General features: G+C 69.4%; 1 protein-coding gene. It reads right to left on the minus strand.

Annotated elements, in window-relative coordinates; genetic code table 11:
- Nucleotides 1-273: 273 nt before the first annotated feature.
- Nucleotides 274-1,123: IS4 family transposase (locus tag VXC91_RS45920; RefSeq protein WP_329513256.1), on the minus strand; the 850-nt coding region annotated here is incomplete at its 5' end.

Genomic DNA, 1,123 nt, shown 5'->3' on the forward strand with positions numbered 1-1,123 from the left:
CCAACGTCGCTTTGTTAGGCGGCTGAGGTGATGTGGTGCCGTCTCGCGGATGATCTGTCAGGTGGCTTGAGCTGCAGGGTTCCTGGTGCCGGAGCCGGGGTCGGGCGTCGATGTTCGGGGAAGAGCTGGAGCATGACGGTGTACGTGGCCTTGGTGGTGGCCGGCTCGTCGGGTTCGAGCGTGCGGTAGCCGGTGCCGGCGCGCTTGGAGGCGCGGGGTGCGGCGCGTCCGGGTCGGGGCTTGACGGCTTCGTGGATCAGGTCGTCCTGGACCTCACGGAGCTTGGCGACCAGTTCTCGAGGGGGGAAAGTCCGCGCCGACGGAGCGTCGGGCGGCAGCGAGGGTGTGCTTGAAGCTGATGTGCGAGGCGGGGAGGTTCGCGCGGTGGGCGGTGTCGGCGGCCAGGGTGTTCACGGCCTGGTAGACGCAGAGCATGGCCCACAGTTCCTGCTCGACCATGGCGGGGCTGTTGGAACGCAGGGTCGCGGTGCGTCCGCCGCGCTGCTCGATCTTGATGTGCTTGAAGATCGTTTCGCTGGTCCAGCGTGCCGTGTAGAGCTCCGCCAGTTCCTGGGCGGGTGCCTGCTCGGGGTCGAGCAGGGTGGTGATCAGGCAGAACAGCTCCGAGGTCTCCTCGGTGGCACCGTCGGGACCGAGGGTGGTGGTCGTGACGGTGTACTCGACGGCCCGGACCGTGATCCGGGCGCCGCGCGGCCCGTTCAGGTGGGTGAGGTAGGTGCCGTCCGGCAGGACCCGGTCCAGCGGCAGAGTGAAGGAGTCCGAGACGCGCCACAGGAGTTGGGCTCCGCTCGCCACGGCTGACCGCCACAGTCCGTAGGCGGGGAAGCCCCGGTCGGCCATCAGCAGCATCCCCTCGCGCAGGTGCACCAGCAACCGCTTGGCCAGGGTCCGCTCGCCGACCGCGAAGGAGTCGAACACGGCGCCGATCATCGCCTTCGTGCCGCACTCCACCAGCGCCAGCAGCCGTACCTGCGGATACGGTGCCGGACGCGACCCGTTCGACGGGCGCGCGTAGGCAGCGGAGTTGGCCTCGCTGTCCGGCACATCGAACAGGGAACCGTCCATGGAGGTCAACCGCAGCCCCCGCCAGAACGCGCCGGGC

Origin of the sequence: Streptomyces chiangmaiensis (assembly GCF_036281785.1) — a bacterium.
Lineage (GTDB): Bacteria > Actinomycetota > Actinomycetes > Streptomycetales > Streptomycetaceae > Streptomyces > Streptomyces chiangmaiensis.